General features: G+C 62.0%; 22 protein-coding genes. 12 read left to right on the top strand and 10 right to left on the bottom strand.

What is annotated here, in order from left to right:
* The first annotated feature begins 179 nt into the window (after positions 1-179).
* The 10 genes from ACV4UY_RS08760 to ACV4UY_RS08715 all read left to right on the top strand — a co-directional run bounded on the left by ACV4UY_RS08760 (position 180) and on the right by ACV4UY_RS08715 (position 8,150).
* Complete coding sequence (locus tag ACV4UY_RS08760) at positions 180-476, top strand: hypothetical protein (RefSeq protein WP_491607221.1); 297 nt, start codon at positions 180-182, stop codon at positions 474-476.
* A gap of 203 nt (positions 477-679) precedes the next feature.
* The gene (gene argC, locus ACV4UY_RS08755) at positions 680-1,726 is read left to right on the top strand and encodes an N-acetyl-gamma-glutamyl-phosphate reductase (RefSeq protein WP_491607220.1); all 1,047 of its coding nucleotides are present in this window, start codon (positions 680-682) and stop codon (positions 1,724-1,726) included.
* A gap of 121 nt (positions 1,727-1,847) precedes the next feature.
* Positions 1,848-2,108: a YfhL family 4Fe-4S dicluster ferredoxin gene (locus ACV4UY_RS08750; RefSeq protein ID WP_491607219.1), complete on the top strand. Its 261-nt coding sequence runs from the start codon at positions 1,848-1,850 to the stop codon at positions 2,106-2,108.
* Positions 2,109-2,376: 268 nt separating this feature from the next.
* Complete coding sequence (locus ACV4UY_RS08745; RefSeq protein WP_491607218.1) at positions 2,377-3,264, top strand: YicC/YloC family endoribonuclease; 888 nt, start codon at positions 2,377-2,379, stop codon at positions 3,262-3,264.
* The gene (gene gmk / locus ACV4UY_RS08740; protein ID WP_491607217.1) at positions 3,261-3,890 is read left to right on the top strand and encodes a guanylate kinase; all 630 of its coding nucleotides are present in this window, start codon (positions 3,261-3,263) and stop codon (positions 3,888-3,890) included. The genes ACV4UY_RS08745 and gmk overlap by 4 nt, the downstream gene beginning before the upstream one ends.
* Before the next feature lie 33 nt (positions 3,891-3,923).
* Positions 3,924-4,445, top strand: a complete 522-nt coding sequence (gene rpoZ / locus ACV4UY_RS08735; RefSeq protein ID WP_491607216.1) for a DNA-directed RNA polymerase subunit omega — start codon at positions 3,924-3,926, stop codon at positions 4,443-4,445.
* A gap of 93 nt (positions 4,446-4,538) precedes the next feature.
* Positions 4,539-6,701, top strand: coding sequence for a RelA/SpoT family protein (locus ACV4UY_RS08730; protein WP_491607215.1), 2,163 nt, complete (start codon positions 4,539-4,541; stop codon positions 6,699-6,701).
* A gap of 173 nt (positions 6,702-6,874) precedes the next feature.
* Positions 6,875-7,267 carry a RidA family protein gene (locus tag ACV4UY_RS08725; RefSeq protein ID WP_491607224.1) on the top strand — a complete coding sequence of 131 codons (393 nt, stop codon included), beginning with the start codon at positions 6,875-6,877 and terminating at the stop codon, positions 7,265-7,267.
* Positions 7,264-7,689, top strand: coding sequence for a hypothetical protein (locus ACV4UY_RS08720; RefSeq protein WP_491607214.1), 426 nt, complete (start codon positions 7,264-7,266; stop codon positions 7,687-7,689). Before ACV4UY_RS08725 ends, ACV4UY_RS08720 begins: the two co-directional genes overlap by 4 nt.
* Positions 7,690-7,802: 113 nt before the next feature.
* Positions 7,803-8,150, top strand: a complete 348-nt coding sequence (locus ACV4UY_RS08715; RefSeq protein WP_491607213.1) for a hypothetical protein — start codon at positions 7,803-7,805, stop codon at positions 8,148-8,150.
* A gap of 253 nt (positions 8,151-8,403) precedes the next feature.
* On the opposite strand, the gene ACV4UY_RS08710 is transcribed toward ACV4UY_RS08715, so the two are convergent.
* The 7 genes from ACV4UY_RS08710 to ACV4UY_RS08680 form a co-directional block, all read right to left on the bottom strand.
* Positions 8,404-9,015 (bottom strand): DedA family protein, encoded by a 612-nt coding sequence (locus ACV4UY_RS08710; protein WP_491607212.1) that lies wholly within the window; start codon positions 9,013-9,015, stop codon positions 8,404-8,406.
* 500 nt (positions 9,016-9,515) lie between these two features.
* On the bottom strand, positions 9,516-10,421 hold the full coding sequence (locus ACV4UY_RS08705; protein WP_491607211.1) for a phosphate ABC transporter substrate-binding protein: 906 nt from the start codon (positions 10,419-10,421) through the stop codon (positions 9,516-9,518).
* A complete protein-coding gene (locus ACV4UY_RS08700) occupies positions 10,418-12,673 on the bottom strand; it encodes an AAA family ATPase (protein WP_491607210.1) in 2,256 nt (751 codons plus the stop codon). The genes ACV4UY_RS08705 and ACV4UY_RS08700 overlap by 4 nt, the downstream gene beginning before the upstream one ends.
* A complete protein-coding gene (locus tag ACV4UY_RS08695; RefSeq protein WP_491607209.1) occupies positions 12,670-12,819 on the bottom strand; it encodes a hypothetical protein in 150 nt (49 codons plus the stop codon). The genes ACV4UY_RS08700 and ACV4UY_RS08695 overlap by 4 nt, the downstream gene beginning before the upstream one ends.
* Before the next feature lie 241 nt (positions 12,820-13,060).
* Positions 13,061-14,167 carry a hypothetical protein gene (locus tag ACV4UY_RS08690; protein ID WP_491607208.1) on the bottom strand — a complete coding sequence of 369 codons (1,107 nt, stop codon included), beginning with the start codon at positions 14,165-14,167 and terminating at the stop codon, positions 13,061-13,063.
* Positions 14,168-14,176: 9 nt separating this feature from the next.
* Entirely contained in the window at positions 14,177-15,376 is a 1,200-nt protein-coding gene (locus ACV4UY_RS08685; RefSeq protein WP_491607207.1) for an MFS transporter, read from the bottom strand.
* A 23-nt stretch (positions 15,377-15,399) separates the two neighbouring features.
* On the bottom strand, positions 15,400-15,819 hold the full coding sequence (locus ACV4UY_RS08680; RefSeq protein WP_491607206.1) for a DUF2782 domain-containing protein: 420 nt from the start codon (positions 15,817-15,819) through the stop codon (positions 15,400-15,402).
* Here ACV4UY_RS08680 and polA point away from each other — a divergent pair.
* Together polA and aat are read left to right on the top strand one after the other, a co-directional pair.
* On the top strand, positions 15,818-18,619 hold the full coding sequence (gene polA / locus ACV4UY_RS08675) for a DNA polymerase I (protein WP_491607205.1): 2,802 nt from the start codon (positions 15,818-15,820) through the stop codon (positions 18,617-18,619). The two genes, ACV4UY_RS08680 and polA, sit on opposite strands and share 2 nt — an antisense overlap.
* A gap of 4 nt (positions 18,620-18,623) precedes the next feature.
* Positions 18,624-19,313 carry a leucyl/phenylalanyl-tRNA--protein transferase gene (gene aat / locus ACV4UY_RS08670; protein WP_491607204.1) on the top strand — a complete coding sequence of 230 codons (690 nt, stop codon included), beginning with the start codon at positions 18,624-18,626 and terminating at the stop codon, positions 19,311-19,313.
* Between the two features lie 439 nt (positions 19,314-19,752).
* Here aat and hemW read toward each other — a convergent pair whose 3' ends face one another.
* The 3 genes from hemW to dsrK all read right to left on the bottom strand — a co-directional run bounded on the left by hemW (position 19,753) and on the right by dsrK (position 23,630).
* Complete coding sequence (hemW, locus tag ACV4UY_RS08665; RefSeq protein ID WP_491607203.1) at positions 19,753-20,910, bottom strand: radical SAM family heme chaperone HemW; 1,158 nt, start codon at positions 20,908-20,910, stop codon at positions 19,753-19,755.
* Positions 20,907-21,605: a ribonuclease PH gene (rph, locus tag ACV4UY_RS08660; protein WP_420904305.1), complete on the bottom strand. Its 699-nt coding sequence runs from the start codon at positions 21,603-21,605 to the stop codon at positions 20,907-20,909. Before rph ends, hemW begins: the two co-directional genes overlap by 4 nt.
* A gap of 525 nt (positions 21,606-22,130) precedes the next feature.
* Complete coding sequence (gene dsrK / locus ACV4UY_RS08655) at positions 22,131-23,630, bottom strand: sulfate reduction electron transfer complex DsrMKJOP subunit DsrK (protein ID WP_491607202.1); 1,500 nt, start codon at positions 23,628-23,630, stop codon at positions 22,131-22,133.
* Between the last annotated feature and the right edge of the window lie 24 nt (positions 23,631-23,654).

Raw genomic sequence — 23,654 nt, 5'->3', positions numbered from 1 at the left:
CAACCGTTGCGGGGGCGAGAGGTCTCCGGTGGTTGGGAATCAACCGTTGCGGGGGCGAGAGGTCTCCGGTGGTTGGGAATCAACCGTTGCGGGGGACGGGGGGCCGAAGGTCCCCGGCGGAGGTTCGGAGGCAGAGCCTCCGAGGTTTTGTTTTTGACTTTATATGATTTTGACTTTGTTTGAGTTCTGTTGTTGCTTGTATTCTGATATTGTTTCAGGCGCGTCTTTCGAAAGAAATTTTTTTCACGGTTTTTGTGAAAAAAATTCGCGCCAGCCTTGGCTGCGGCATCGGTTTGCGTTTTTTGCAAACCGATGCCGCGAACATGGCCCAAAAAGCAGGCCGCCGGAGGCGGCATGTTTCCAGGCGGGCAATTCGCCATGAGTCGTTGCCCAAAATCGGCAACGACTCATGGCACATGAGACGGCGCGCGCTTGCGCCATTTTTCGCAAAAGACGCGAAAAATGGCTTATCGTGAAAAGCGCGCGAAAAGCAAAGACAAGAACAAAGACGAAAGAACAAAGAAAAAGTCCCAAGGGCGTTGCCCTTGGATCCCACCAGGGGCCATTGGCCCCTGGACCCCGCCAGTTTGTTTGGGGCCCCGGACCTGCCATCGCAGCCCCCTGGACTCCACAAATTGGGGTTCCACGGGTCGGATACCTTGCACAAAGGAAGTCAACCATGACCATCGCTGTCGGCATTTTCGGGGCCAGCGGCTACACGGGAGGTGAACTGGTCCGCCTTCTGGCACGCCATCCCAAGGTCCGCATCGCCTTCGTCACCTCGGAACGCCACGCCGGACGCCCCCTGGCGGAGGTCTTTCCCCACCTCGGCGCCTTGCCCGATCTGATCTGTCGCCCCCTGACCGACTTCAAATCCTCGACGGATTGCGATGTGGCTTTTTGCGCCCTGCCACACCTGACCTCCATGGATGCGGTGCCGGAACTGCTGCAACGGGGCATACGGGTGGTGGATCTCTCCGCAGATTTCCGCTTGCGCGACGAGGATATCTTCCACACCTGGTACGGCGAAGCCCACCGCGCGCCCAATCTTTTGACCGAGGCGGTCTATGGCCTGCCCGAGGTGACCGGACGCGAGGCGATCAAGAAAACACGCCTGATCGCCAATCCGGGCTGCTATCCGACCTCGATTCTCCTGGCCTTGGCACCCTTGCTTAAAGAAAAGGCAATTGAAACCGAAACCTTGATCCTCGATAGCAAATCCGGGGTGAGCGGCGCGGGTCGGTCGGCCAAGCAGGATTCGCTCTACGCGGAGGTGGCCGAGGGATTCCGGGCCTACAAGACCATCGGTCATCGCCATACCCCGGAGATCGAACAGGAATTGGGGCGCGTGGCGGGCACGACGCTCAAGGTGCGCTTTTCCCCCCACCTGATTCCGCAAAGCCGGGGAATTTTGTCCACCTGCTATGTTCGGCCTCGTCTTCCCTTGACGCAACACGAATGGCGTGATTTGCTGGCTACACACTACCAGGACGAACCGTTCGTGGAGGTGCTGCCGGTGGGTCAACACCCGTCCACGTTGCAGGTTCGTGGTTCGAACCATTGCGTGTTGGGCGTGGCGTTGGACGAACGAACCGGCTGGCTGGTGGTGATGTCGGTGATCGACAATCTGGTGAAGGGGGCGTCCGGTCAGGCGGTGCAGAACATGAACCTGATGATGGGCGTGGAGGAAACGGCGGGATTGGAGCAGTTGCCGCTCTATCCGTGACCGTGGTGATGCCGGAGCGGTTTTGCTTGCCATGCGGGGAAAAGTCTGCTAACAAGCTTTACTTTCCGGGAGATTTCCGGTGTAGTCTTGCGTTAAGAAACCAATCAAAGGAGTTGCAACCATGGCATTGATTATCACTGAGGATTGCACGAACTGCGACGTCTGCTTGCCCGAGTGCCCCAACGAGGCGATCAGCGACGGTTCGGACGTGGATCGGGACATCTATTTCATTCACCCGGACCTGTGCACCGAGTGCGTGGGCGCTTTTGACGAGCCGCAGTGCGTTGAGGTGTGCCCGGTGGAGTGCATCGAGCCGGACCCGGATCACGAAGAGTCCAAGGAAGCCCTGCAAGCCAAGTACGAAACCATTCACGCCAATTGATGGCGATGCACGATGGATTGTCTGCTGACGCCTGATACGTTCGGCACAGGCAGGCAGATGCGGCGGAAGAAGGGGCGTATCCGGGAGCGAGTGCGCCCCTTTTTTCTTGCGGAGCGGTCGCGGGGTTTGGGCCTGCCAACATGACGGGATGGAAGGCGTGTTGGCCTGACCACGCCCGCATGGCCCATCCAGGTGCGGGATGGCGCGGGAGGAGCTGCCGGTTCGGGGCGTTTCCGAAAGGGGATGGGAGCGGACGATGCCACGGGGCATGACGGGATTTGCAAGCGGGGAGCGGATGATCGGCGAGGCGCGTATCGCCTGGCGGGTCAAATCGGTGAATCATCGGTTCTTGGATTTGTCGATGCGGCTGCCCGAAGGGTGCGAGGCCCTGGAGATCGAAGCGGGCAAGCGGCTCAAGCAGCGGTTTGCGCGCGGTCATCTGGAATGCGTGTTCACGGTGGGGGTGGATCCAGGCGCGACCCGGCGCATGGAGATGGATGAGACGTTGTTGAAAGCGCTGCTGGATCTGGAGCGGCGGATGACGGAGCTTGCGGCGCGACCGGGGATGGATCGGGCGCCGTTGAGTCTGGATCGGCTGCTCTCCTGGCCGGGGATGACGAGCGAGCGGCGGTTGGCCGCAGAGTTGCTCGGCGCGGCGGGACAGGAGGCGATTCTGGAGCTGCTGGAGTCGGTTTGCGATGATCTGGATCGGGCCCGCGCCGAGGAGGGACGGGCGCTGGTCGAGGTGTTGCGGCGGCTGATCGAGGCGTTGCAAGGGCGGATCGCCGAGGTGAAGGGGGCGATGCCCGGCGCGCGGGCCGTGGTGGAGCGGAAATTGCGTGAGCGTGTGGCCGAGTTCATGGGCGGCACGCGCGAGGGGATGGACGAAGGGTTGGCGCGGGAGTTGGCCTATCTGTTGAACCGCATGGAGATCGCCGAAGAGGTGGAGCGGTTGGGGGTGCATCTGCGTGAGATGGAGAGCCTGCTTGCCGGCGATCAGCCGGTGGGGTTGCGGTTGGACTTCCTGTGTCAGGAGCTGAATCGGGAGGGGAATACCCTTTGTTCCAAGGCGCAGGATCACGCGGTGTCGAAATTGGGGGTGGAGATCAAGGTTCTGGTCGAACAGCTGCGGGAACAGGCGCGGAATCTGGAATGATGAATGGGGATAAGGGTTTCGTCTTGATTCTGTCCGCGCCATCGGGCGCGGGGAAGAGTACGTTGGCGCGCATTCTCAATGGGCGTCACGAAGGGTTGTTGACCTCGGTTTCGACGACCACGCGCCAGCCCAGACCCGGGGAACGCGAGGGCGAGGCCTATTTTTTCGCGGATGCGGAGAGTTTTCGGGAACGGATCGCTCGAGGTGCGTTTCTGGAGTGGGCCGAGGTGTTCGGCAACTACTATGGAACCTCGCGCGCCTTCGTGGAGGAGGCTCTGTCGCGTGGTCAGGTGGTGGTGCTGGACATCGATTGGCAGGGGGCACGGCAGGTGCGCGCCAACATGGGAGGCGCGGATGTGGTGAGCGTCTTCATTCTGCCCCCCTCCCACCGACATCTGGTGGAGCGGTTGCGCGCGCGCGGTCAGGATGCCGTCGAGGTCATCGAACGGCGCATGGCCGAGGCCGCCGCTGAGGTGTCGCATTGGAACGAGTACGATTACATCGTCATCAACGACGATCTGGATCGGGCCGGAGACGAACTGGCGGCGATCGTGACCGTGGAGCGGTTGCGCCGCGGTCGGGCCAAGGGCCGGATTCAGGGTATTCTGGAGACCTTTGGTTTGTGATTTTGTCGTTGCATTAAATAGAGGAGTGAGAGCATGGCTCGTGTAACGGTGGAGGATTGTCTGAATCACGTCAACAATCGCTTCGATCTGGTGATCATGGCGGCCAAGCGTGCGCGGCAGTTGACGGCGGGCGGTGAGTCGTCGCTGGCGCGGGAGAACGACAAGAATACAGTGCTGGCGTTGCGCGAGATCGCGGCTGGGGTTCTCGACCTGGAGAAACTGATGGCCGAGGAGGAGCGGTTGATGGTCAACGAGCCGGAGGAGGAGTTGATGCTCGTTCCCGAGGAGACCATGGCCATGGCCCGTTCCCTGGTGGGGGATGATCGCGACGAGGATTCGGACGGCGAAGGGGATGAGGAGTTGGGCGAGGGCGAGGAGGATCTGGATCTGCTGGCCACGGCGCTGGATGTGCTGGGAGATGAGGATGATCTGGATCCGGATTCGGATGCCCGTGCCCTGATGGCCGAGGAGATGCGCATTCCTGGCGTGGACGAGGAGCGATTTTCGGGTTTGGGATCGGATTCCGGTCTGATGATCGACGAAGAGGATGGTTGAGCCGCCAACCAGCCCCGATCTGGCTTAAGGTCGGGGTTGGCGGGTGATGTGGTTGTTTGACCCTTGAGCCTTGGCGGCGGAGGGCGTATTGAGGTGAACGGAGAACAGTGGACCGCGTTGGTGGACCGGATTCTGGGGTATCATCCGGGCGCTGATCAGGCGCTGTTGGAACGTTTGCGTCTTTTTCTGGTCGAGCATGGGGATCGGGAGCCGGCGGGGTGTCGGATCGGCGAGCTGGACACCCCGTTCGAACCTTTGTCCGTGGCCGCGATTCTGGTGGAGTTGCGGTTGGATGTCGCCTCGATCGCTGCGGGGCTGCTGATCGACGCGTTGACCGCGGGTTGGACCGATCTGCAGCGCATCCGCGATGAATTCGGCGAGGATGTGGCTTTTCTGGTGGAGCGGGTATCGCGGATTTCGCTTTTGCCCGCGCGCCCCAAGAACACCCTCCAGGCCGAAGAGTTCCGCAAGATGATCCTTTCGATGGCCAAGGACGTCCGGGTGATCCTGGTACGTCTGGCCATCTGTCTGTGGCGCATGCGCCATCTCTCCGCGCGCGCTCCCGCGCCGTTGCCGGTTCCCCGTCAGGCCATCCAGGATATCGTCGAAATCCAGGCTCCGATCGCCCATCGGCTCGGCATCTACTGGATCAAAAACGAACTCGAGGATCACGCCTTCCGCCTGCTCGATTTCGATGCCTACGAGTCCCTCAAGAAGGAGGTCGCCAAACGCCGCAAGGGTGGCGCGGATATCGTTCAACAGGTGGTCACCCTTTTGAAGAAGCATCTGCGCAAGCACGGCATCTCTGGCCAGGTGCTTGGTCGCGAAAAACATCTCTGGTCGATTCACAACAAACTGATCCAGAAAAGCATCACCCTGGACGAGATGTACGATGTTGTCGGCTATCGGATCATCGTCAAGAAGAAAGCCGATTGCTATCGGGTGTTGGGGATGATTCACGGCGAGTTTCCGCCGGTTCCGGGACGGTTCAAGGATTACATCGCCCTGCCCAAGAGCAACGGCTATCAATCGTTGCACACCGTGGTGATCGGTCCGTTCGGCGAGCGCATCGAGGTGCAGATTCGCAACGACAAAATGCATCAGGTGGCCGAAAGCGGGGTGGCCGCCCACTGGACCTACAAGGAACACGGCATCGTCGAGCGCAAGCACTCGGGTCCCACCGGCTACGAGTGGTTGCAGCGCATGCTGGAGAACCACAAGAAGGAAGACGATGTTGGCAAGTTCGTCGAGAACGTCAAGATCGATCTTTTTCCGAACGAAATTTACCTTTTCACCCCTGCCGGGGATGTGATCACCCTGCCGGTCGGGGCCACGCCGATCGATTTTGCCTATGCGGTCCACTCCGAGGTGGGGGATCACTGTCAGGGTGCCAAGGTGAACGGTCGCATGGTGCCGTTGCACACCATGTTGCACACCGGCGATCAGGTGGTGATCCTGACCGCCAAGACCCAGCGGCCCAATGCGGCCTGGTTGCGTTTCGTGGTGACGTCGCGCGCCAAGTATCGCATCAACCGTTGGATCAAGGTGCAGGAGCGCGAGCGTGATGTGGCGCTTGGTCGCAACATGCTGGAACGCGAGGTGCGCAAGGCCGGCAAGGGTGCGGTGCTGAACGACAAGCTGGTGCGCAGGGCCACCGAGCATTTCCGGTTGCCCAACGATGAGGAGTTGTTGGCCCGCATCGGGCGCTCCCGGTTGTCGCCGGTGCAGGTGGCGCAGGCGCTCTTCCCGCCGACTCCCGAGGAGCGGGAGAAGGCGTTGGCCGAGGTTGATCCTCAGGGTGGTTCGGAGGTGCGTCTCAAGTCACTGCCGACCCGCACCGAGGTGCGCACGGCCCGGTGTTGTGGGCCGGTGCCGGGGGATTCCATCGTTGGGATCATCACCACCGGGCGTGGCATTGTGATTCACGCGCGGGGATGTCCGAATCTCACCCCTCTGATCGCGCAGCCGGAGCGGTGGATGGATGATCTGGACTGGCCTGCCGACCTGGAGCAGCGTTACCGGACCCGTTTGCGGGTGATGGCCAAGAACCGGAGAGAGATCATCACGTTGGTTTCCCAGGCGGTGACTGCGGCCAAGGCGGTGGTGGCCAGTGTGCATGTCTGGGATCGGGAGCGGGATCCGTGTGTGTTGATCGTGATGGTGGAGGTTTCCGGGGTGGAGGAGTTGAATCAGGCGCAGCATAATTTGCGTGCCTTGAAGGAGGTGTTCGGGGTGGATCGGATTCGAGGCGGGTAGGGGAAGGTTGGGGCGGCGGCGAGCGAGTCGGGATTTCCAACCTCGTAAAAGCGCGCAAAAGGCAAAAGAAAAATTCCAAGGGCTTTGCCCTTGAATTCCACCAGGGATCAATGGCCCCTGGACCCCGCAATGGGTGTGTTCTGATACCTTCGGAGGATCAAGGCATGAGCGGATTGAGCCAGGTGGAGAGTTCCCGCGCACCTGCGGCCATCGGACCCTACAGCCAGGCGGTACGGGTCGGGGAGTGGGTGTTCGTTTCCGGACAGATCCCGTTGGACCCGACAACCGGAATGTTGGTGGATGGGGATCTCTCCCGACAGATGGAACGGGTGTTGGAGAACATCGGCGCCATCCTGGCCTCTGCCGGCTCAGGATTCGAACAGGTGGTCAAATCCACTCTGTACCTGGTGGACATGAACGATTTCACCACGGTCAACGAAGTTTATGCCCGTTGTTTCAAGCCCCCTTATCCGGCACGCGCCACCGTGGGGGTTGCTGCCCTGCCCAAGGGGGCACGGGTGGAGATGGATGTGGTGGCCCATGTCCAGTATGAGTCCGCGGGATGAAACCCCTGCTTGGATTGCTGGTGATCCTCTTCTGGAGCGGATCGGCTTGGGCGGGTTTGTTCTGCGCAACCGATTTTTCCGGTCGGCACTGTGGATACGGAGATGTGGCGTCGTGTCTTCAGGCAGCGGGAAAACAGGGGGGATGCGAGCTGAATCAGGCCGAGATGATCAAACCCGTGGGTGGCGCCCCTTATTGCCTGGTGGAGAGCTGGCGTACCGAGTGCATCCATGCGGACGTGGCCGCCTGTCGCCGACGGGCCGAGGTGGTGCGGTCGGTTTGCATCGCCAATCCCAATGCGGTGGGTGGCCGGGTGGTGGTGGTGACCGGATTGGGTGATGAGCGTGGAGAGACATCCCCCGTGGTGCGTGATGGACGTCGCTATCTGCCGAGTCCGGGGTATGAGCCGGGCAAGGGGTGGTGAGGGGTGGGCATCTGGTTGGAAGCGGTCAGTCGCATGGTGGACCGGAGGGCATGGCCCTTGACGTGGAACTTTCGATGGTTTTGATACCGGTGACCTGGAATTTGGATCGTGACATGACCCACATCAAACGCATGGCACTGTTGGTTGGCACGGTTGGATCGTTGTGCATGGCTGGTTGCGTGGCGCGTGCGGGTGGGGCGGGTGTGCCGGAGCATCAGGTGGCCCATGTCGGGCATTACAAAGGGCTTTCGGAATGTTTATACCGTCGGATGGTGGCGGATGGTTGGGTGGTGGATCTGTCGGTTTACACCTGCACGCGCAAGGCGGAGGTGGTGGGCAATGCCGAGGCGATTCAGGTCTCGGCTGTCGCGGGTGGGGAGGGATCGACGGTGGCCGGTTCGCGGGTTGGGGTGGAGCGGATTGCCGGGTATTTGGAGCGGTGTGCGGTGGAGCGTGAGTGAGGGGTGGCGGGATTCTTTACCGTGGAACTCCCGTAAGGGAGGTCCACGGTTGGGGGGTGAGGGGGTTCTCCCCCCATCATGCAAGTTTGTGGGAGTGGCTGGAGCTTTCAATACTGTCGCAGGGGACGGGCGTGCGGTCCCTCGTCTCCTGCAATCGTGGGGGGTCTGAATAGGTACAATCTGCGCAACGATCCCGCGAACATGGCCCGGAATCAGGCCGCCGGAGGCGGGCTATCCCACCGTGGCCATTCACCTACGGCACGGAATTTTCGGCACTCTCCTCCATCACCGCCGGGGCCGCTTCACGCTTGAAAAACCGCTTTCTCGCCCAGATCCCAATCAGCACCACACCCACACCCCCGAAGAAATAGAACTGATAGTGCTTGATTTCAGCCAGAAATCCCTCCATGGCATGTCCGAAGATGTATCCGCCATAACCAAAACTGGTGGCCCAGATGAAAGCGGCCAGACAGTTGAGCAACATGAAACGAATCGCGGAGATCGGAGAGGCCCCCAGGGCGAATGGCGTGACGTTGCGAACCCCGTAGATGAAACGAAACCCCATGATGAACCAGGTGTCGTAACGATCCAGTAAATACATCACCCGCTCGGTACGTCGCTTCCAACTTTCGCTGCTGGTCCGTTTGATCAACAGATGACCCCAGCGCCGACCGATGAAAAAGGCGGTCTGATCGCCCAGATAGGTGCCGGCAAACGAAGAGAGGATCACCCAGTTGAGATCCAATACCCCGGCCTTGGCCAGATAACCGGCAATCAAGACCATGGTCTCCCCTTCGAGAAAGGTGCCGACGAACAGCACGATGTAACCATAATCCCGCAAAAAACCTTCCAGGGTCTCAATCATCTGCTTAAAGTTCCTCGGTGATACGGCACAGGCACGCGGCATGCAAAATCGCCGCCGGACGGTTTTCAGGGCCATGTTCGCGGGAACGTTTCGCAAAAGGCGCGAAACGTTCCCGCAGCCAAGGCTGCGCGCAGCGTTTTTTCGCAAAAAGCACGAAAAAACGCTCTTTTGAAGAGCGCGTTAAAGTCAAGAGCCAAACCTCGGAGGCTCTGCCTCCGAACCTCCGCCGGGGACCTTGCGGTCCCCGGCCCCCTGCAAGAGTGGAGATCCTGAACAGTTACCATGGAACTCCCGAAGGGAGGTCCATGGTACGGGGGGTGAGGGGGTTCTCCCCCCATCATGCACGTTACCATGGAACTCCCGAAGGGAGGTCCACGGTTGGGGGTGAGGGGATTCTCCCCCCATCATGCACGTTACAGAAACACCTTGGAGACTCCGTTTCCAAACCTCTGGGGGCCCTTCGGTCCCCTGTCCGCAACCGTTGCAATCATCGGCATGGGCTACGGCGGCGGAATGTATCCGGATCGGGTGAGAATCTCCCTTCCCTCGGGTCCGCGCACCCACTCCAGGAACTTCGCCACCTCCGGTCGCGGCTCGCCAAGGGTGTACAGATAGAGGGATCGGGCCAACGGATAGGCCTGATCCATGGTGGATGCGGTGGTGGGAGGGACGCAAGGGGCATTGGCCTCCTGCTCCCTGGAGATGCACAGGGTCTTGACCGTGTTGGTCACATAGGCCATGCCCACATAACCGATCGCACAGGGCATCTGACCCACCATGCTGACCAGACTCTCCGAAGCGTCCATGCTGAGCATCTGGGAATCGAAATGCTCACGCTTTTCGAAGATGGTCTGCTTGAAAAAGACATACGTGCCGGAGTTGTTCTTGCGGTTGATCGGTATGATTTTCTGATCCGGACACTCCGGCACCTTGACCCCGAAATCCCCCCAGGTGAGGGAACGGTTGACCTTGCTGTAAATATCGGTGAGCTGGTGCAAGGCCAGGCCGTTGATCGGATTGTCGGGGTGGACGATCACGGATACCGCGTCGCGTCCCACCACATGCGGAATCGGAATCTGTCCCACCCGCTTGCGCGACAACAGATGGATCTCCCGTTCGCGCAACAACCGACTCGCGGAGGCGATCTCCACATGGCCGTTGATGAGGGCGGCGATGCCGTTTCCGGAACCGCCACCGCTCACTTCGACGCGCATGCCTGGATTTTTCTCCGGATAGATGCGTGCCCACTCCTTGAGCGCCTTGATCAGGGTATCCGAACCCTTGATGCGAATCACCTTGCCCGCGCCCTCGTGCTCGCCGGTCCAGGCCGGAAACGGCATGGCGCCGATCACGAGGAAAAGCAGGGCAGGGATAAGCCGGCGGAGAGAGGTGGGAACGATTCTCACGGGCCAGACCTCGCGGAAAGGGTCAGGGTGTCGGCATCCACGGAACAGGCGATGAGGCGGGACGAGGCGATCGGCTCGACCTCGAAGGTTTCGGCGGTGATCCACAGTTGCGGCAGCCGATCGGAGAAGTGGATCAAGGCCGCCAGGGAGGCGCGTGCCCGCTCCCGGTCGAAATAGGCGAACGGTTCATCCAGGGCGATAAAATGGACCGCCTGGGTGCGCGCGGCCAACGCCTGACACAACGCCAGACGCAACGCCAGGGTCAACTGACGCCGCACGCCGGTGGAAAGCTCCTCCATGTGCATGAAATCGTTCTTGGCCACGGAGAAGATGGCCAGATTCAGCTCTCCGTCGAGACGCGGCTGGTGATACCGTCCACCCGTGAACAGGGGCGCGGCCCGTGCCACGAGCCGGTTGGTTTCATGGAGAAAGTCGCTTTTCAACTGGGTGGCGCAGCCGCTCAACAGGGATTCGGCGATGCGTCGCACCTCGATGGCGCGGCGATCGCGCTGATTTTCGTTTTCGAAGGAGGACACCGCAGCCAGCAGACGGGCATGCTCGCGGCGTCTGCTCCGCTCGTTTTCCACCTCGCTCTCCAGGGTGGCCACCGCCGCCAGATGGGCGGCATGCTCCTCCTTGGCCATGCGCACGCGCGCCTGACTTTTTTCGCGCAACAGGGCGTGTTCGGCCTGGAAGAGTTTCAACCGCTCCCCAAGCTCGCTCAACTCCTGTTCCATGAGCCCGGCATCCAACAACGGCTGGCCATCCGCCATGGACCAGTTTTTCAAGGCATCGGACCAGGGGGTACCTTCCATGCCCAACAGGATCTCCATCTGCTCCTTGACCGGACGGTTGGCCGCGTCGCGCAGGGTTTCCAGGGTTTGACGGGCCTGGGCGGCGCGTGATTCGATGGTTTGTCCAGCCTGGGAGATGGCTTGCAGACGACTGCCGGCGGAAAAGCGTTTGATGAGGTTCCAGATCGTCAGCAGCGCGAACACCAGCGTCGGCGCTCCGAGAACCATCGGGGAGAGCGGCCAGGCGGGTAGCAGGCGGGTCAGCAGGGCGTTCAAACCGGGCGCGAAGCCGGGATGATGGGTCACCTGCCAGGCCAGGGCGGTGAAAAGCCCGCCCACCAGCGCCAGAATCAGAAACAACATCACCCCCCAACCACGATGGGTACGGGTTCGTCTGGCCTTTTGGCGCGCCTGCTCGAGTTCGGTGTTCTCATGGGCCAGGGTCGGCGCTTCGACCGGATTGGAGGTGGGTTCGCCGAGCCAGCTGGCCAGTCGGTTCTGTTCGGAAACCACCGTGGCCAGAATCCCGCCCAGCGAATCGAGACGGGCACGGGATTTGGCATGCCATTGACGCACCGGACCGGCGGGAACCTCCACCTCGCTCAAGTGACCACCCTGACAGATGCTTTCGATCTCCTTGAGGCTGTGATCGAGCTGTTGACAACGGCTCGTCCAGCTGGCCACGCCGATGTTCGGCGAGGTCTGGATCATCCGGTTGCAGGCCGCCTCGATGCGCCGACCCGCCTGGACCACGCCGGCATCGAATCCCAGCCACCGTTCGATGGCGGCCACCGCCACCGCCACCCGGTTGCGCGCCGCCTTCAGTCGGCCTTCCAGCTGACCGAGGGTCTCCTCGACCAGATTCAATCCGGTGATCTCGTTTTTCAGCTCATCCTGACGACGCACCCGGGCTTCGATCTTCTGACCGATGGCCATCCGCTCCTGGGTGAGGGTGGTGGCCAGGTTTTCCAGGGTGGTCATGCCGGAGAGCATCTTGACCGTGCCCAGGCCGCGGGCGTGATGGGCATGGCGTCCCTGGGTGAGATACAGGGTATCGATGTAGGTTTCGAAGCCGAATCCCAGCAGGGTGGCCAGGGTGGCATCGACCGATTCCGCGCCGTGGGCCAGGGGGGTTTCCTCGCCGCTGCGCTTGAGCAGGGCATCCTGACCGCCCTGATTGTCGAAATGGCGGATCAGGGTATAGGCGGTGTGATCATCCAGGCTGAAATCGAGCTGGATGGAGCCTTGTTCCGCGCCCCAGCGGACCGCCTTGGCCACCGCCTCGTCGGCGAGGTTGGCGCTGCGTCCGAACAGGGCGAGACACAGGATCTCCAGGAGGGCGGATTTTCCCGCCTCGTCGGGTCCGGTGATGAGAATCGGACCGGCGGCGGGCAGGTCGTCGAGGTCGAGTTTTTTGAAGCGGAGGATATTTTCGGATTGCAGACGGCGGATGATCATGCCACGCCCTCCACGGTGGGACGCGCGGCGTTCAAACGGGACATCAGCAGCTCCACGGCATCCTGATGGAGTGTCAGGTCCAGGGAGGGATTGGCGGCCTTGCGGCGCTGCAACTCCTCCTGGGCATGGATTTCAAGGAGTTGCACGGGGTCCTGGACTCGAAAGAGGACGTCGCTGGAGGAGGGATCAAGGGCAGGCATCGGTTCACCTCGCGGTGGGGTGTCATCGGACGCGCGCTTACGGGCTTGCGCATTCACATTGGGGCATGGATCATCCCCCGTGCGGCGTGGATCGTCGAAAGCGTGATCCACGGTGGGGGTTGGGGGGTTCTTCCCCCAGTTTGGAAGTTTACGGGTTTTATTCGGTCTGGTAAACCCTGCCAGACGATCAATCGATTCGAACCGGCAGAAAACCGTTGCCTGGTTCCCGAAAATTGGTCACCTGACCGCGATAGCCGCGCACGCCGATTCCGAGCAGTTGGTCCCGGTACATGAACAGGCGTACATCGCTCTTGAGAGGCGCTGCGCCCGTCACCGGGATCAAGGCCGGCGGAACATGGCGTTGCACCAGCGTGGTGGCCGGATCCAGGGTCGCGAAGCGGGCTCGGCTGATCTTGTCGCCGATCAGCACCCCGCGTCCGCCGAAACCTCCGAAGCCGGGCTTGAAGACCCAGCGGGCACGCTCTTTCCAGACCGTTTCGGGATCCAGGGAGGCGAGCAGACGGGTCCGGGGCACCAGGGTGACGATCCGGGCGACCTCCGTCTCGGAACAGCCGAGCGCGCGCAGATGATCCGGGTCCGACCAGCCGATCAGGCGTCGTTTGTCGGCCAGAAGGCCATAGGCGCGCGGATTGGGGGTCAGACAGACCTGACGGTTGAGCCAGGCTGTTCTCAGTCCGGCCAGGGTTGGGGTTTCGAGGTGGAAATCGCAGTGGCGGTTGTAGATCAGCTCCACCCGTTGCCCGTCGAGAAACACCCCGTCCGCGCGCGCGTCGAGGTGGCCGGGAGCGACGATCCGACACGGAATGCCGGCCTCGGCGAACAGTCGGGCGGCGACCACCATCTCGGGGTAAAGGAACTGCGCTTCGGGTTGTTCGTCGAGGATCGCCATCAGACCGGGCGGGCGCGTCGGACTCCCCGTGAACAGGGCCATTTCGGTGCGGAAGGTGTCGATCAGGCGCGTCAGGCGTCGATCGTTCCGGGTGGCGGCGGGATCCCGAGCGGCGAAATCCGGATGGCGGGTTTCGTGGGCCATCAACAGGCCGCCCGCATTGGTATTGATCTCGATCAGCCGCGGACCCTCCGGGGTAAGATGAAAATCATAGCCCATCATCACCGCCTCGTGACCCGGATCGAAGCGGGCGGTATCCGGGGCATCCGGGAGGGGATGCGGGTGGGCGAGGGCGAGACGGCGCAGGGTGCGCGCCAGTCCGAGCATCGCTTTCAAGTCCGGCCTTGGGATCACGGCAACGGGAGGCGGAGGGTTTGGGTTCATGTCCGGATCTCAAGGGTTCCAGGGAGGAGTGCGGGGATCGGGCGCTTCGGGTCCCGGGAGGGTGGAGGCAGCGTGACCCGCCAGCAACCGTTCGGAGCGGCGCGAGGCGAGCGTACCCACGCCGGCGGCCAGAGCCAGCATGCCGAACATGGCCGCGTGGCCGGCATGTTCGAGGAGCACTCCGGAGAGGGCCATGCCCATGCCGCCCCCCACCCCGTAGGAGAGGGCCGCCAACCACCCCTGGGCCACGCCGCGCGCGGCCTCGGGGGCGAAATCATGCACGCGTCGCACCGAGGCGACATGAAAGGCCCCGAAGGTGAAGGCATGCAGCAGTTGTGCGCCGACCAACCAGACCAGCTCCACGGTGGTGGCATAAACCGACCAGCGCAGCGTGGCCAACAGAAGGGAAAGGGTCAGCAGGGGCGCCACGCCGATCCGTTCGATCCAGGCACGCGAACGGCTCATCAACACCACCTCGGCCAGCACCCCGATCGCCCACAACAGACCAATGGCGGTGCGCGAGAATCCCTGGTGTTGCAGATGCAGAGACATGAAACCATAATAGCCGCCGTGGGAGAACTGCATCATGGTGGCGCTGAAATAGAACCAGCGCACGTCGGTCCGCTCGAACAGGGTCCAGAAGCGGATGCCCGCGTCGTGGCGGATCGAGGTGCGCGGCAGCCAGGTGGTGCAGAGCACGGTCAGGGCCAACAGCAGGGCGATGAGCATCGGAATGGCGCCGAGCCCGAACTGGTCGCTCAACGGGCCGCCGCCCAGGGAGCAGACGATGAACCCCCACGATCCCCACAGGCGCAGGCGTCCGTAATCCCAGTGGTGGGCGATGGATTGTTCCATGGCCGTGGCATCGACCAGGGCGAGCGGACCGGTGTGAAAGAGGCTGTAGAGGACCGTCACCCCGAAGATCCAGAGCAGACTGGAGTCCATGAAAAACAGCGAGAACGCGGCCAGGGCGCCGAGGCTGGTGCCCAGGATCACCGGATGGCGACCGCCCCGGTCGGCAAGGTGGCCCCAGAAGGGCGGGGCCGGGATGCGGATCCACTGGGTGAGGGCGGTCAACAGGCCGATGGTCTGGGCGCCATGGCCCAGATGGGCCAGATAGAGCGGCCAATAGGGGATCCACACGCCCACCACGGCAAAGTAGCAGGCGTAGAAACCGGCGATCGGCCAGCGGCGAACGGAGGTGGTCAAAGGTGACGATCAGGCGGGATGGATCAATAGCGGAACAGAACCCATTGCGGAACCACGGTCAAGGGTTCATAACCGTTGCTGCGCGACTCGAACAGACCATCGCCGTCGGTGTCGATCAGATAGTAGGTCGGTCCATTGGCGGGCACCACCTGGATCTGATAGACCGCGCCCTGGGAGCTGAATTCGCGCACCTGATTGCCCTGGGCATCCTCGTATTTGCGGATGACGGTGATGTGTCCGGGTTTGTCGGACTCCACCTCCTCGCGCAGTTCCGAGACCAGCGGTCCCTTGGCGGGGACGGGATGGCCCCCGGCGCGGACCTCGGCGGCCCGGGCGAGACCGGTGGTCGAAAGCGCCACGAGCAGGGCCAGAAGCGGGGCCAGAAACGGCGAACGGGCGGTCAAGCGACCCTGAATGACGATGGAGGATGATCTGGACTTCATGACGACACCCCGGCTGTTTTTGATGGATGGCTCCGGATTTTTATACCGGGCCTTTTACGGCGTCAAGCAACTGGCCCGACGCGATGGTTTTCCCACGAATGCCATTTTCGGCTTCCTGAAGATGATTCGCAAGGTCGTGCATGATCACAAGCCGGAATACCTGGCCATGGTGTTCGATGCCGGGGGTCCGGTGTTCCGGCACGGGATCTATCCGGAGTACAAGGCGAACCGTCAGGCGATGCCCGATGATCTGAAGGCGCAGGTACCGGTGATCCGGCGGCTGGTGAGCGCCTGGAACGTGCCGATCTTCGAGCGTGGGGGGCACGAGGCGGATGATCTGATCGCCACGTTGGCCCGCGCCGCCGAACGCGACGGGTGGGAGGTGGTGGTGGTGACCGGGGACAAGGATCTGTCGCAGATCGTCTCCGAGCGGATCCGGATTCTCGATCCCGGCAAGGAGCAGTGGATCGGACCCGCCGAGGTCCAGGAGAAATGGGGCGTGCCGGTGGAGCGGCTTACCCAGGCCATGGCGCTGATCGGCGATACCTCGGACAACATTCCCGGCGTGCCGGGGGTGGGACCGAAACTGGCCGCCGGTCTGATCGGGCAGTTCGGCGACCTGGAAACTCTGTTCGCCCGCGTGGCCGAGGTGAGCCGACCGGCGTTGCGTCAGACCCTGAGCGATCCCGAGGTGGCCCGTCTGGCGTGGTTGTCGTTGCGGCTGGTGACGGTCGATGATGCCATGGAGCTGCCTTTCGAGCCCGAGGCGCTCAAGCGTCGTCCGCCGGATCGGGAGGCGTTGCGGGCTTTGTTGACCGAGATGGAGTTTCTCTCCGAGTTGCGGGATCTGGATCGCTGGGCGCCGGCAGCTGCGGAGCGCGTCATCCCGCCCGAGCGGACCGACCCGTGTCAAGTCCCAGGCGGTCAGTCAGCCGGTGGCATCACCGACCCTCCATCCGACCCGCTGAAGCCGGCGGGCGAACGCCCTGGCAGCGGCTATCGGGCGATCACCGATGCCGCCACCTGGGTGGCGTTTCTCGAGCGGTTGCGTCTGCGTCCGGCTTTTGCCCTGGACACCGAAACCACCGGTCTGGACCCCTCCCAAGCCGAGCTGGTGGGCTTGTCGATCGCCTGGCAGGCCGGGGAGGCGTGGTACATCCCGGTCGGACACGTTCCCGAGGCGGTGCCGGATGGTCAGTTGTCCCGCGAGCGGGTGCTGGCGGATCTCAAGCCGATTCTCGAGAATCCGCGCATCGTCAAGCACGGCCAGAACAGCCAGTTCGAATACGCCATCCTGCGCCGGCATGGGATCACCCTGACCGGGATCGGCAGCGATACCATGCTGCTTTCCGGGTTGTTGCACGGCCAGACGCGGCGGCACAATCTCGATGCCCTGGCTCTGGCCGAGCTGGGACGCCAGACCATCTCCTTCAAGGAGGTTGCCGGCGTCGGCAAAAAGCAGGTCACCTTCGATCGGGTGGCCCTGTCCGAGGCAGTCCCGTATGCCTGCGAGGATGCGGAGGTGGCCTGGCTTCTGACCGAAAGGATGGCCCCGCGCCTGGCCGAGGTGCCCTCTCTGACGCGGTTGTATGAAACCATCGAACGGCCCTTGATTCCGGTGCTGGGCGAGATGGAGCTGGCCGGCGCCCTGGTGGATCGGGCCGCGCTGGAGCGGCTCTCCGAGGATTTTTCCGCGCGCCGCGCCGCCCTGACCCGTCAGATCCACGACAAGGCCGGTCTGGAGTTCAACATCAACTCCACCCAGCAGCTCGGGGAGATCCTGTTCAACCGCATGGGGATCAAGGGGGGCAAGCGCACCAAGACCGGCTTTTCGACCGATGTCGAGGTGTTGACCCGGCTCTCCGAGGAGGGGCATGAACTGCCTGGTCTGGTGTTGGAGTATCGGGGTCTGACCAAGCTGCAATCCACCTATACCGATGCCCTGACCGCCCAGCTCGATCCGCGAACCGGACGCATCCACACCCGTTACAACCAGGCCGCCACCCTGACCGGTCGGCTCTCCTCCTCGGATCCCAACCTGCAGAACATCCCGGTGCGTCGTCCCGAGGGCAAGGCGATTCGCGCCGCCTTCATCGCGCCGCCCGGTTCGGTGCTGCTCTCCGCGGATTACAGCCAGATCGAGTTGCGGCTGTTGGCCCATCTGGGCGACATTCCGCGTTTGAAGGCGGCCTTCGAGCAGGGGCTGGACATCCACGCCGCCACCGCCGCCGAGCTGTTCGGTTTCGCGCCGGATCAGGTGGACGCCGAGGCGCGGCGCCTGGCCAAGACCATCAATTTCGGGTTGATCTACGGCATGAGTCCCTATGGTCTGGCCAAGCGGTTGGGGATTTCGGTGGGCGAGGCCTTCAACTACATGGACCTCTATTTCAGCCGCTACAGCGGCGTGAAGGCGCACATGGAGCGGACCATCCGCTTCGCCCGCGAGCATGGCTATGTCGAAACCTTGGGCGGACGGCGCTGTTTTGTCGCGGACATCGACCATACCAACCGCAATCTGCGCGAGCTGGCCGAGCGCACGGCGATCAACGCGCCGTTGCAGGGGTCTGCCGCGGATCTGATCAAACTGGCGATGATCCGGTTGCAGCGTGCCTTGCGGGATGCGGGCTTGAAGAGCCGCCTGATTCTCCAGGTCCATGACGAGCTGGTGCTGGAGGTTCCCGAAGCCGAGCTGGAGCGGGTCCGATCGGTGACGCGCGACGCCATGGAGCAGGCCATGAACCTGTCGGTCCCCTTGCGGGTGGACATGGGGGTGGGCGCCAACTGGGCCGAGGCGCATTGAGGTCATGCCCATCTTTCGTTTGCAGCCCGAGCCTTATTTTCCGGATCCGAGTCTGGCCGAGCCCGAGGGGGTGTTGGCCGTGGGTGGGGATCTGTCGCCCCGGCGGTTGGTGGCTGCCTATGCCGAGGGGATTTTTCCGTGGTATTCCAAGGGAGAGCCGATTTTGTGGTGGAGTCCGGATCCGCGGGTGGTGTTGGAGCCGGGTGATTTCCACATTTCGCGCAGTCTTCAGAAGACCATCAAGCGGGGAACGTATACCGTCACGTTCGATTGTGCCTTTGACCAGGTGATTCGTGGTTGTGCCGCCGCGCGGGAGGCGAGTGGCACCTGGATCACCCATGAGATGGAGCGTGCCTTCATTCGTCTGCACCGGTTGCGGTTGGCCCATTCGGCGGAGGCGTGGATCCTGGACGAGGAGAGCGGGTTGCCCCTTTTGGCGGGTGGGGTGTATGGCGTGGCATTGGGAGCGGTTTTTTTTGGTGAATCGATGTTTTCGGTACGGACGGATGCTTCGAAGGTGGCCTTTGTGTTTCTGATGCGGCGGTTGGTGGAGATGGGTTTTGAGTTGATCGATTGTCAGGTGGCCACGGATCATCTGTTACGGTTTGGGGCCCGTCCGATTCCGAGGGATCGGTTTCTGGCGCGGTTGCGGCGGGCGATCGCCAGGCCGATTCCGGCTGGCATGTGGCGGTGAGAAAAACGTTTGCGGGGGATGGGGGGCCCGAAGGTCCCCGGCGGAGGTTTGGAGGCAGAGCCTCCAAGGTCTCGACTTGGACTTTGCTTTCCGATCCGCACCAATCTTTTGATTTTCAGTTTTTATTTGTAAAACAAAGAGAGGCTTCGGGAGATTACTCTCCCAGGGTTTTGATTTTTCCTTTGACTTTAGCGCACTCTTCAAAAGAAGCATTGTTCGCTATTTTTGCGAAAAATGCGCCGCACGCTGCCTTGGCTGCGGGAATGTTTCGCGTCTTTGGCGAAACGTTCCCGCGAACATGGCCCAAGAAACCAAAGCTGCGGGAGGCGGCTTATGTGCTGACGTGCCATTCGTCCGGCGATGCCGCGAACATGGCCCGGAATCAGGCCGCCGGAGGCGGTTCTGCCCCCGGACCCTCCGTGATGACCCCATCCCGCCGTCACCCGGTCAACCGCTCCACGATCGCATCCAAACAGGCAACGCCAACCTCCGTCACCCGCACCCGCGCCTCATCCACCTCCAACAACCCCGCCTCGACCAACTCCCACACCCGCGCGCCACGCGCTTCCACCAAATCCACCCCTGTGAGCGCCCGATACCCCGCACGCTCCACCCCAACCGTCATCCGCAACCCCATCATCACGCACTCCATCCCCGCCTCCCGCTTGGACAAAGGCTCGGGCGTGGCAAACGATCCGTGTAAATAACCCGTCAGATCCGTTGAATTGGCCCAGCGCCAGGTCACACCCGCCTCGTCGCGCCACTTGCCATGCGCGCCGGACCCGATGCCCAGATAATCCCCATAGGCCCAATAGTTCCGATTGTGACGACACGCCTGCCCAGGTTTGGCGAAGTTGCTGACCTCATACGGATCATAGCCGTGCCCGGCCAGAAAGCGCCGCGTGAAACCAAGAAACTCGAGCGCCAACCCCTCATCCGGCATCACCATGCGTCCGGCAGCGTAACGACGCTGAAACGCGGTGCCCTCCTCCAGCGTCAACGCATAGCCGGAGAGATGACCCAACCCCAAACCAACAGCCTCGCGCAACTCCGCCTCCCAAGCCTCCAGGGTCTGGCCCGGCGTGGCATAAATCAAGTCCGCGTTGAGATGGCTGAAACCAGCCTCCAACAACCCTCGCACCGCATCCAGAGCGCGCGCCCGATCGTGGGGCCGCCCCAACAGCCGCAACCGCTCGTCATCCAGAGCCTGAATCCCCAGACTCACCCGGTTGATGCCGGCCTCGCGCCAGATGGGCATCTTCTCGCGCGGACACGACTCCGGATTGGCTTCCAACGTGATTTCGCATCCAGGTTCCAGGGGCCACAGGGTTCGCACCGCGTCCAGGATCGTCTGGATGGCCGCCGGGTTGAGCAGGGAAGGGGTCCCTCCCCCGAAAAAGATCGCGTGCAGGGGGCGATCATCCCCACGGGCGAAGGCGCGCCAATGGCGCAACTCCTCGCTCAGACGCGCCACGTAGGCCGACTCGTCCCCGAGTCGGTCGGGGAGCGAGTGGAAATCGCAATAGGGACATTTGCGGATGCAAAAGGGGAGATGAATGTAGAGCGTGATCGGGATGCCGGCCTGTTGTCCGGTCACGCGGACAGCTCACCCAGAAAGGTCTTGCGTTGCAGGGCGATCAGTTCGCCGATTCCCTTGCTGGCCAGGTTGGCCATGGCGTTGAATTCGTTGAGGGTGAAGGGGGTGGTTTCGGCGGTGCCCTGGATTTCGATGAATTTTCCGCTACCGGTCATGACGAAATTCATGTCGGTTTCGCAGTCGGAATCCTCCTTGTAGTTCAGATCCAGCAGAGGCGTTCCCTTGACCATGCCGCAACTGACCGCGGCCACGAAATCGGTGATGGGCAGGGATTTGATCAGTCCCTGTTTTTCCAGCCAGCGGCAGGCGTCCATGAATGCGATGAAGCCACCGGTGATCGAGGCGGTGCGGGTGCCGCCGTCGGCCTGCACCACGTCGCAATCGATCCAGATGGTGCGTTTGCCCAGTTTGGTCAGGTCGGTGACCGCACGCAGCGAACGACCGATCAGTCGTTGGATCTCCAGGGTGCGTCCGCCCTGGCGGCCCTGGCTCGCCTCGCGGGTGGTGCGGTCGTGGGTGGCTCGGGGGATCATGCCGTATTCGGCGGTCACCCAGCCGCGATTCTGGTTTTTCATCCAGCGTGGTTGTTGTTCTTCGACCGAGGCGGTGCAGATGACTCGGGTTTGGCCAAAGCCGATCAGGCAGGAGCCTTCGGCGCGGTGGTTGAAGGGGCGGGTGATGGTCACGGGCCGCATTTCGTCTGGTTGGCGTCCGTCGTTTCGGCTCATATGTCGGGCTTTCGGCGGTGGGAACCGCGATGGGAAGTTGAGAATTCAAGTATTGCGGGTCCAGGGCGATGATCGCGCGGTCATTGGCCCCTGGACCCGATCCGTTTACCTGCATGACGGGGGGAGCCCCCCCTTACCCCTGGCGGGGTCCAGGGGCCAATGGCCCCTGGTGGGATCCAAGGGCAAAGCCCTTGGGACTTTAGCTTTTGATTTTAGCGCGCTCTTCTCAAAGAAGCCTTTTTCGCGTCTTTTGCGAAAAAGGCGCCGCGCGCGGCTTTTTTGCACTGTGGCCTTGCGGGAAACGACGCATTTCAAAATAGGCGCGGTTTGAAAAGCAAAAGCCAAACCTCGGAGGCTCTGCCTCCGAACCTCCGCCGGAGACCTTGCGGTCCCCCGTCTCTGCAAGAGTGGGGAGGCTGCATCGTGACCGTGGAACCACGGTCGGGGATGAGGGAGTTCTCCCCCCCATCATGCAAGTTACCCCGTCTTTTTCTACACCACACCCTTCTTGGCACCCAATTGAATCGCATTGCTCACCAATTGATGCACCCCACCCACCATCTCCATGGGGATCCCATACATGGGCAACACCTTGGTGAACTGGGCCTTGCAGATGGCACAGATCAATGCCATGAAGTTAACCTTGTCGCTCTCCATCACCCGCTTCAAGGCGGTGACGCGCGGCTGCACCCCGCGAATGCGCAGATCCATCAACTCGTCGGTCAACAACCCCCCACCACCGCCGCAACAGAAGGTCTTTTCGCGAATGGTGTCCTCGTCCATGTCCACGAAATGGTTGCAACTGGCACGAATCAGATCACGCGGAATCTCGAACTGCCCGCCCGCTTTCGGACCCATGCGGGTGGCACGCGCCACGTTGCACGAATCGTGGAAGGTGACCCGGTATGGATCGTTGGCCTCCTTGTCGAGGGTCAGGGCACCCTGGTTGAGAAGGTCATGGGTGAACTCGCAAATGTGTTGCGGAGCCGGATACCGGGGATCCAGGAAATCGAACGGACCGTTCAGGGTGTTCCAGAAAGCGTAGGCCACACGCCAGGCGTGTCCGCATTCGCCCACCACCAGACGCTTGACCTTCAAGGCACGGGCCTGCTCGACCACCCGCCTGGCGATTTTCTTCTGCTGGTCATACGAGCCGATGAACATGCCGAAGTTGGCCGCTTCCGAGGCATGGGAGCTGATCGTGAAGGAGATGCCGGCTTGATGGAACACCTTGGCATAGCCCATCAGGGACTGGATGTGCGGCTCGCTGAAGAAGTCGGCGGAAGGAGCGACCAACAGCACGTCGGCACCCTCCTGATCCAGGGGGATGCGCACGTCGTGACCGGTGGTGTCCAGGATCTCCTCTTCGAGAAACTCGAGGGTTCCCTTCAAGGCCGGTTTCGGGATGCCGAGGTTGTTGCCGATCTGATGGACCTTGCCGATGATCTCCACCGAATACTTGTGGCCCACGCCGATGGCGTTCATGATCTCGCGAGCGGCCATGGTGATCTCGGCGGTGTCGATCCCGAACGGACAGAAGACCGAACAGCGCCGACACTGGGAACACTGGTGGAAATAGGTGAACCACTTGTTGAGGGTCTCTTCGTCGAAATCGACCGCATTCACCAGACCCGGAAACATCTTGCCCGCCGGGGTGAAGTAGCGGCGATAGACGCCGCGCATCAACTCCGCGCGCTGCACCGGCATGTTGTTGGCGTCCTGGGTGCCCAGATAGTAGTGGCACTTGTCGGTGCAGGCGCCGCACTTGACGCAGATGTCCAGATAGACCTGCAAGGAGCGGTATTTCTTGAGCAACTCACCGAGCTTCTCGATGCCCTTTTGCTGCCAGTTTTCCACCCGTTCGCCAGGAAAACCCATGGGATCCATATGTTTGGCCGTGGCCGGATAAGGGGCCAGATGCGCCATGGTGCCGGTTTTCAGATCAGGCGTCTTGATGTCATCCCCGACAACGGGAACATGATAGTCAGCCACGCGAGGACTCCTGAAAAAAGGTTG

Source organism: Candidatus Magnetaquiglobus sp., assembly GCF_058402785.1.
This window is presented reverse-complemented; position numbering and strand designations above follow the sequence as displayed.

Coding starts and splice junctions, on each gene's coding strand:
- argC (WP_491607220.1), top strand. CDS start 680: ATGACCATCGCTGTCGGCATTTTCGGGGCCAGCGGCTACACGGGAGGT.
- ACV4UY_RS08750 (WP_491607219.1), top strand. CDS start 1,848: ATGGCATTGATTATCACTGAGGATTGCACGAACTGCGACGTCTGCTTG.
- ACV4UY_RS08745 (WP_491607218.1), top strand. CDS start 2,377: ATGACGGGATTTGCAAGCGGGGAGCGGATGATCGGCGAGGCGCGTATC.
- gmk (WP_491607217.1), top strand. CDS start 3,261: ATGATGAATGGGGATAAGGGTTTCGTCTTGATTCTGTCCGCGCCATCG.
- rpoZ (WP_491607216.1), top strand. CDS start 3,924: ATGGCTCGTGTAACGGTGGAGGATTGTCTGAATCACGTCAACAATCGC.
- ACV4UY_RS08720 (WP_491607214.1), top strand. CDS start 7,264: ATGAAACCCCTGCTTGGATTGCTGGTGATCCTCTTCTGGAGCGGATCG.
- ACV4UY_RS08715 (WP_491607213.1), top strand. CDS start 7,803: ATGACCCACATCAAACGCATGGCACTGTTGGTTGGCACGGTTGGATCG.
- ACV4UY_RS08710 (WP_491607212.1), bottom strand. CDS start 9,015: ATGATTGAGACCCTGGAAGGTTTTTTGCGGGATTATGGTTACATCGTG.
- ACV4UY_RS08700 (WP_491607210.1), bottom strand. CDS start 12,673: ATGATCATCCGCCGTCTGCAATCCGAAAATATCCTCCGCTTCAAAAAA.
- ACV4UY_RS08690 (WP_491607208.1), bottom strand. CDS start 14,167: ATGAACCCAAACCCTCCGCCTCCCGTTGCCGTGATCCCAAGGCCGGAC.
- polA (WP_491607205.1), top strand. CDS start 15,818: ATGACGACACCCCGGCTGTTTTTGATGGATGGCTCCGGATTTTTATAC.
- ACV4UY_RS08680 (WP_491607206.1), bottom strand. CDS start 15,819: ATGAAGTCCAGATCATCCTCCATCGTCATTCAGGGTCGCTTGACCGCC.
- aat (WP_491607204.1), top strand. CDS start 18,624: ATGCCCATCTTTCGTTTGCAGCCCGAGCCTTATTTTCCGGATCCGAGT.
- rph (WP_420904305.1), bottom strand. CDS start 21,605: ATGCGGCCCGTGACCATCACCCGCCCCTTCAACCACCGCGCCGAAGGC.